The organism is Streptomyces sp. NPDC045968 (genome assembly GCF_056430475.1).
Genome location: NZ_JBWKLF010000016.1, coordinates 82,351 through 89,888 on the forward strand (window position 1 = coordinate 82,351; position 7,538 = coordinate 89,888).

Genomic DNA, 7,538 nt, shown 5'->3' on the forward strand with positions numbered 1-7,538 from the left:
CCATGGGATGCATGTCAGGTGCACTAGGCAGCTGTTTGCGGTGTACGCACGGACCCGCTTCCGTCATGACTCATGGAGACATACACCGGCCCCCGCGCGGGCCGAAAGGAATGGATCGCCCTCGGCGTCCTGATGCTGCCCCTGCTCCTCGTCTCGATGGACGTGTCCGTCCTCTACTTCGCCATCCCGTACGTGAGCGAGGATCTGGCACCGAGCGCCACCCAGCAGCTGTGGATTCTCGACATGTACGGCTTCGTACTCGCCGGGCTCCTCATCACCATGGGCGCGCTCGGCGACCGGCTCGGGCGCCGTACCGTGCTGCTCGCCGGGGCCGTGGTGTTCGGCGCCGCCTCGGTGGCCGCCGCGTACGCCCAGTCCGCAGAGGCGCTCATCGCCGTACGCGCACTGCTCGGCCTCGGTGGCGCCGCCCTGATGCCGTCGACCCTCGCCCTCATCCGCAACCTCTTCCACGACGCGCGGCAGCGCGCCAAGGCGGTGACGGTCTGGACAGCCGTCATGACCACGGGCGTCTCCTTCGGACCGGTCGTCAGCGGCCTGCTGCTGGAGCGCTTCTGGTGGGGCTCGGTCTTCCTGATCAACCTGCCCGCGATGCTGCTCCTGCTGGTCCTGGTCCCGTTCCTCGTACCGGAGTTCAGGTCGAAGGACCGCGAACCGTTCGACCTGCTGAGCGCGGTGCTCTCGCTGGCCGCCCTGCTCCCGGTGATCTACGGCATCAAGGAACTCGCCCGGCACGGCTACGCGCCCCTGCCGGCCCTCGGGATCAGCGGCGGACTCGTGCTCGGATACCTCTTCGTCCGCCGCCAGAGGCGTCTGGCGCACCCGATGGTCGACCTCGGACTGCTGGGGCAGCGCGCCTTCGGGGGCGCGGTCGGCACGAACCTGCTGGCGATCTTCGCCACGGTGGGTATGGCCGTCTTCTTCACGCAGTACCTGCAGTCCGTCCTCGGCATGGGACCCCTGGAGGCGGCCCTGTGGAGCCTGGTGCCGGCCGCGGGCGTCGCGGTCATGGCCCCGACCGGCGCGGTACTCGCGCAGCGGTTCGACCGTGCGTACGTCATGTGCGGCGGGTTCCTCGTCTCCGCCTGCGGCTTCCTCTGGCTGACCCAGATCCGTACGGACTCGGCCCTGTGGTTCACACTCACCGGCGGCGCCGTCTACGCGGGCGGCCTGGTCGCGGCGATGACCCTGGCCAACGAACTCGCCCTCGGCGCCGCCCCGCCCGAGCGCGCCGGCTCGGCGGCGGCGGTACTCGAATCGGGCCAGGAACTGGGCGGCGCCCTCGGCATGGCCATCCTCGGCTCGATCGGTGCGGCGGTGTACAGCCGCGACATGGCGGACACCCTGCCGCCCGGCCTTCGGGACGCCGACGCGGTACGCGAGACCCTGGGCGGCGCCACGGCAGTGGCCTCCCACCTCCCGAAGGCAACGGCGGACACGGTACTCACGGCAGCCCGCGAAGCCTTCACGCACGGGATGAGCTACGCGGGGGTGGGAGCCGCGGCGACGATGGCGGCTGCCGCGGCGATGTCCCTGGTGCTGCTGCGGGGGACGGCGAAGACGGAGAGCGCGGCCGCCGACGCCTCCCACTCCGACCACCCCGACGGTGGGAAGCAGCGGGCGGACGCGGTCGGCCCGCACTGACCCGGGATCGCGGACGGAGCGTTGCGTGCAACGCTCCGTCGCATCCGCGAAATGCCTTTACGCTTCCCGGGCTTCAGACGCCGAACCGCATCGGAGCGAAGCCCTGCCGAGGATCAACCGCACCTCTGCCACAAGGTGAACGCAGGCCGACGAGATGCCCAGCGAAGAACTGAGTACATGCGCTCTGGTCGACTCCTGGGCGAGCCGGAACGCTTGGGCCATGCGACGACGACCGATGAAACTCGTTCCCCAGCTGTTGATGGTCCTCATGATGGCTGTGGTGACGCTCGCGGCATGGGCTGCCTGGCTGGGCTGGGACCAGCACCGTGACGTGCAACCCGATGGTTCGGAGACCGGCCCGTACGAGGCGTGGCAGGTGATCGGGCTGGTGCTGACCCTGCTGGCAGCGGTGTACTGGGCGGCGTCCCGACGCTACATCGCGGGCGCCGTGCTCGGTACGACGGTCGGCCTGACCGCCGCCGCCTTCTACGACTGGTCGGACGACTCCAGCGGCCTTTTCGTGATCGGCGTGGGGATGGTCATGATGGGGAGCTTCTTCGTGACCGCCGCCGCCTCTGCCGTGATCGTCTCTGTGAAACGAGACAAAGGACCCCGGGCAGGCGCCGCGTAGGGCGCGCAGGACCGTACGGCCCAGCGACAGCCCCAGTACAACGACAAGCCCCCTGCTTGCGGCACATCCGCAGACAGGGGGCTTGTTCAGTTCGTGCTACTTCTTCTTGCCCTGGGTCTTGCGGTAGACCTCGCCGACCAGGGTTTTCGCAGGTGGAGACACTGATCGACTCTGGGTGAGCGGTCGCCATTGGTCTTCATCGGGTGCTGTCGAGCAACCTCGGACGGCCCAGAGACGGCCCAGCATGAGGCGGGTCCGAGCACCGCTTCAGGAATTTCACTCACGCTCGCTGCGCTTGCGCCCGCCGCCTCATTGCCGCGTGTCACCTCCTGGATCCGCTCTATCCCGAACGTCGGTTGTGGGCCTGGGCGCACATGCTCGGGTTCCGGGGGCACTTCTCCTCGAAGTCCCGGCGCTACTCGACCACCCTCGGCGAACTCCGCCAGGCCCGCGCCGACTTTCGCGCCGCGCAGGAACAGCAGTCCCTCGGCCTGGCGGACCGCGTCCCGGACACCGTGCTCGTCCTGACCGACTGGCAGTACGCCGGCCACGGCCACTCACCCGGCGAATCCGTCCTCGCCGCGACCATCGCCCGTGGTCTCCAGCTCAATCGCGAGACCGCCCGTGAAGCCATGGCGGAGCTGGTCGACGAGGGGGAGTGGTGACCATGGCGCATCCGCTGCCGAGCCGCTACCTGACGCCTGACGACCTGGTCGAGATATTCGAGCTGCCCAGCGTCGAGATGGTCTACCAGTGGCGCCGGAAGCGGACTGGTCCCCGCGGGTTTCGTGTCGGCCGGCACCTCCGCTTCGACCCCGACGACGTACGGGCCTGGGTCGACTCCCGTCGGGGCGAGGTGGCCGCCTGATGGCCGGACACGTGCAGGACCGTTGGTTCGTGACCGTGACCGGTCCTGACGGCAAGCCGCGCAAGGTGAAGTCGGATCGCTACGGCTTGGGGTCCCGCTACCGCGCGCGCTACGTCGGGCCGGACGGCACGGAGAAGTCGAAGAGCTTCCCGGACCGACAGAAGCGGCTCGCTGATCAGTGGCTGGCCCACACCGAAGCGGACATGGCGCGGGGCCAGTACATCGATCCTCGCGCCGCACGGACACCTTCCAGCAGTACGCGGAGGGCTGGGTGTCCACGCAAGGGGCCGACCCCAACACGCAAGCCTCGATGGAGTCGCAGCTCCGGCTCCACGCGTTCCCGTACCTCGGCACGCGCCCGCTCGGCTCGTTCCAGCCGGCGCACATCCGCGACTGGGTGCAGCAGCTCCAGGCGAACGGTGTCCGTGGCTCGTACGCCCGGACGATCTACTCCAATGTGAGGGCAGCTCTCAGTGCGGCCGTGGACGACGGGCACCTTCCTCGGAACCCTTGCGCTGCCCGATCGGTACGGCCGCCGACCGTTGACACCAAGCGCGTCACGCCTTGGACGACGGAACGGCTCTTCGCGGTGCGCGCGGCTATGCCCGACCGGTACCAAGCGATGGTCGACCTGGGCGGCGGCTGTGGCCTCCGGCAAGGCGAGATCCTCGGCGTCGCGGTGGACGCGATCGACTTCCGCTCGGACACGCTGCACGTCGTTCAGCAGCTCAAGCTGAGCCGTAGCAAGCCCGTCTTCGCTCCGCCCAAGGGCGGCAAGCTGCGGGACGTGCCGCTTCCCGGCCCTGTCGCGGACGCGCTGCGGGCACACATGAAGCAGTTCCCGCCGGTCGAGATCACGTTGCCGTGGAAGGTCGCGGGCGGACCGCTGGTGACCAAGCGGCTCGTCTTCACGGCACCGCGCGGTGGTCACGTCTGGCGAACCTCGCTGAACGAGGAGGCGTGGAAACCGGCTCTGGTGTCGGCCGGAGTCATCCCCGTCGCGGAGGCCGGCGCTCCGCACGCCGAGTCACGCGAGAACGGCATGCACGCGATGCGGCACTTCTACGCGTCGGTGCTGCTGGACGCTGGGGAGAACGTCAAGGCGCTCGCTGAGTACCTCGGGCACTCGGATCCCGGCCTGACATTGCGCGTGTACGCGCACCTGATGCCGTCCAGCCAAGAACGCACTCGAAAGGCAATCGAGCACGCATACGAAAATTCAGGGTGTAGAAACTGAACTCTGGCAGTCCAGCAAGGCTCACAAAATGAGCACACGGCTTGAATCAACGTACAGAAACTCGGCATCCTTCCCTGGGTGGGCAGTTCCATCCGTGGAAGGAAGCTTACGGTTTATCGAAAAGAACGCCTGGGAGGCGGCAGGTCACTCGAGCATCCCTCCTGGCCAGGGATGATCCCTCCCTAGGGAGGGATGTTCGAGCCGTCCAAGCTGTACAACAAGGCGTCCATCCAGTGAAACGGAATCAACGCCGACGTGCGGCAATCTGCGACTTTTCTACTGTGGCTGTAGCAGCCATGCTTCTAGCTGCACGTTTGTCTGTGAAGCCGAGCTGTGCGAAAGTCTCACCACATGTGAATGCCGCCCGTGCATGGGCGGCATTCGTTTCCATTTCCGCACTCGGAATCCCTAGCCAGGAACCAACCGCAGATGGAGGTCTCATGGTCCCACGCACAGGTGTCACCCTCGACATCTGTCCTCGTGACTCGCCGATCGCGCTCATCGGCACTGCCGGCGGCGCACTCGCCCTCTGGGCTGACGCCCCCGCTGAGATCGCCGTCCCCGTGGCACTGCTGATCGTCCTCGACATCCGCATCCGCCGCTGGAGCCCACGCGCCTGACGGCTCGTTGAGCATCTGACGGCCCACAGGCGGCCCAGCACACCAAAAAGCCCCCCACCACGCGGAGAACCCGCAGGCGGGGGGCTTCTTCGGCTCTGCTTACTTCTTCTTGCCCTGGTTCTTCACTGCCTCGATCGCCGCCCGCGCCGCGTCCGGGTCCAGGTACGTGCCGCCCGGCTTCAGGGGGCGGAAGTCGGCGTCCAGTTCGTAGACGAGGGGGATGCCCGTCGGGATGTTGAGGCCCGAGATGTCCTCGTCGGAGATGCCGTCCAGGTGCTTGACCAGGCCGCGGAGGCTGTTGCCGTGGGCGGCGACCAGGACGGTCTTGCCGTCGAGGAGGTCCGGGACGATGCCGTCGAACCAGTACGGCAGCATGCGCTCGACGACGTCCTTGAGGCACTCCGTGCGCGGGCGCAGCTCGCTCGGGAGCGTCGCGTAGCGCGCGTCGTTGAACTGGGAGAACTCGGCGTCGTCCGCGAGGGGCGGCGGCGGGGTGTCGTACGAGCGGCGCCAGAGCATGAACTGCTCCTCGCCGAACTCGGCCAGGGTCTGCGCCTTGTCCTTGCCCTGGAGGGCGCCGTAGTGGCGCTCGTTCAGACGCCAGGAGCGGTGGACCGGGATCCAGTGGCGGTCCGCGGCTTCCAGCCCGAGCTGGGCGGTGCGGATCGCGCGCTTCTGGAGGGAGGTGTGCACGACGTCGGGGAGCAGGCCGGCGTCCTTCAGCAGCTCACCGCCGCGGACCGCCTCCTTCTCGCCCTTGTCGGTGAGGTCTACGTCCACCCAGCCGGTGAACAGGTTCTTCGCGTTCCATTCGCTCTCGCCGTGGCGGAGGAGGATCAGCTTGTACGGTGCGTCGGCCATGAGTCCGAGCGTAATCGAACCCCTGCGGCCCGCGCGCGCCCGGCCACAGGGCGGACAGCGGGCGGGGGAGGGGGTGTGGGGCGTCGATTGACGGGGGGCGTCAATCCAGTGGCGTACGTAAAACCCGGCTTCGTAATATTCGGATTGCCATCGGGCCACTTACGGTCCGCGCCAGTTCCGTACGTCCCCGGGGGGAATCCGCATGTCTGTCGACGGTCTCAGAAAGGCCGCACGTGAGACGGTCGCCGGTCTCCCCAGGGAGTTCTGGTGGCTGTGGACGAGCACCCTCGTCAACCGCCTCGGGGCGTTCGTCGCGACCTTCATGGCGCTCTATCTGACCCTGGACCGCGGTTACTCGGCCTCGTACGCGGGTCTCGTCGCCGCCCTCCACGGGCTGGGCGGTGTCGTCTCCTCCCTCGGTGCCGGAGTGATGACGGACCGTCTGGGGCGCCGACCCACCATGCTGATCGCGCAGGTGTCGACCGCGCTGTCCGTGGCGCTGCTCGGGTTCATGGTGCATCCGGTGGCCATCGCCGGAGTCGCGTTCCTCGTCGGCATGGCGAGCAACGCCTCGCGCCCCGCCGTGCAGGCGATGATGGCCGACATCGTCCCGGCGAAGGACCGGGTGCGGGCGTTCTCCCTGAACTACTGGGCCATCAACCTCGGCTTCGCGGTCTCGTCGGCCGGTGCCGGATTCATCGCCGAGTACAGCTATCTCGCCGGGTTCATGGGTGAGGCCGCGATGACACTCGTCTGCGCGGTCCTCGTCTTCATGAAGGTGCCGGAGTCACGGCCGGAGAGGGCGCCCGTCGCTCCCGGCACGAAGAGGAACGCCCAGGACGACGTCCGGCTCTCCACCGTGCTGCGCGACGGACGGTTCATGAGCGTCGTCGGGCTGTCGTTCGTGATCGCGCTCATCTTCCAGCAGGGGTACGTCGGCCTGCCGGTCGCCATGGGCACGGACGGCTTCTCCGCCTCGGACTTCGGCACCGCGATCGCCGTCAACGGTGTGCTGATCGTGGCGCTCCAGATCCCGGTCACGCGCTTCATCCAGCACCGCGACCCGCGCAAGCTGCTCGTCATCTCGTCGCTGCTCGCGGGGTACGGATTCGGGCTGACGGCGTTCGCGGGATCGATCGCCGCGTACGCGCTGACGGTCTGCGTGTGGACCCTCGCCGAGATCATCAACGCGCCGACCCAGACGGGCCTGGTCGTGCAGCTGTCACCGGACCAGGGGCGCGGGCGCTACCAGGGCATGTACACGATGGCCTGGTCGGCGGCTGCCCTGGTCGCCCCGCTGATGTCCGGCTTCGTGATCGACCGGTACGGCGCCGAGTGGCTCTGGGGAGCCTGCGCCGTACTGGGCACGGTCGCGGCGGCGGGCTACTGGCTGCTGACACGGAACCTGCCGCAGGAGGGCGTCGCGGGGGAGGCGACGGTCGTGGAGAGCGGGGACCCCGCGCCCGCCGGCGTACCGGTGGTGGTGGTGAAGGCGGAGAGCGCGGCGGCCGGGCAGGCCGCCGGCTGACCGGTCGGCCCACGCCCCGCACGGTGGGGGGGGGGGGGGGGGGGGGGGGGGGGGGGGGGGGGGGGGGGGGGGGGGGTGGGGGGGGGGGGGGGAGGAGGGGGGGGGGGGGGGGGAACGAGGGGGTGCGGGAG

6 protein-coding genes and 2 pseudogenes are annotated in these 7,538 nt (G+C 68.8%); 7 read left to right on the forward strand and 1 reads right to left on the reverse strand.

Annotated features, from left to right (window positions below):
- The first annotated feature begins 72 nt into the window (after positions 1 to 72).
- The 6 genes and pseudogenes from AC07FA_RS32575 to AC07FA_RS32600 all read left to right on the forward strand — a co-directional run bounded on the left by AC07FA_RS32575 (position 73) and on the right by AC07FA_RS32600 (position 5,018).
- The gene (locus tag AC07FA_RS32575) at positions 73 to 1,662 is read left to right on the forward strand and encodes an MFS transporter (RefSeq protein ID WP_479079944.1); all 1,590 of its coding nucleotides are present in this window, start codon (positions 73 to 75) and stop codon (positions 1,660 to 1,662) included.
- 220 nt (positions 1,663 to 1,882) lie between these two features.
- A complete protein-coding gene (locus tag AC07FA_RS32580) occupies positions 1,883 to 2,293 on the forward strand; it encodes a hypothetical protein (protein ID WP_479079945.1) in 411 nt (136 codons plus the stop codon).
- A 302-nt stretch (positions 2,294 to 2,595) separates the two neighbouring features.
- Positions 2,596 to 2,958 (forward strand): annotated as a pseudogene (locus AC07FA_RS32585) (replication initiator); the annotation flags it as partial.
- A gap of 2 nt (positions 2,959 to 2,960) precedes the next feature.
- Positions 2,961 to 3,161, forward strand: coding sequence for a helix-turn-helix transcriptional regulator (locus AC07FA_RS32590; protein WP_479079946.1), 201 nt, complete (start codon positions 2,961 to 2,963; stop codon positions 3,159 to 3,161).
- Positions 3,161 to 4,398: pseudogene (locus tag AC07FA_RS32595) on the forward strand (tyrosine-type recombinase/integrase). The gene AC07FA_RS32590 and the pseudogene AC07FA_RS32595 overlap by 1 nt, the downstream one beginning before the upstream one ends.
- Before the next feature lie 440 nt (positions 4,399 to 4,838).
- Positions 4,839 to 5,018: a hypothetical protein gene (locus AC07FA_RS32600; protein ID WP_479079947.1), complete on the forward strand. Its 180-nt coding sequence runs from the start codon at positions 4,839 to 4,841 to the stop codon at positions 5,016 to 5,018.
- 99 nt (positions 5,019 to 5,117) lie between these two features.
- Here AC07FA_RS32600 and AC07FA_RS32605 read toward each other — a convergent pair whose 3' ends face one another.
- Positions 5,118 to 5,879: a phosphoglyceromutase gene (locus tag AC07FA_RS32605; RefSeq protein WP_479079948.1), complete on the reverse strand. Its 762-nt coding sequence runs from the start codon at positions 5,877 to 5,879 to the stop codon at positions 5,118 to 5,120.
- 202 nt (positions 5,880 to 6,081) lie between these two features.
- Here AC07FA_RS32605 and AC07FA_RS32610 point away from each other — a divergent pair, with 202 nt between their 5' ends.
- Positions 6,082 to 7,407: an MDR family MFS transporter gene (locus tag AC07FA_RS32610; RefSeq protein ID WP_479079949.1), complete on the forward strand. Its 1,326-nt coding sequence runs from the start codon at positions 6,082 to 6,084 to the stop codon at positions 7,405 to 7,407.
- Positions 7,408 to 7,538 lie beyond the last annotated feature (131 nt).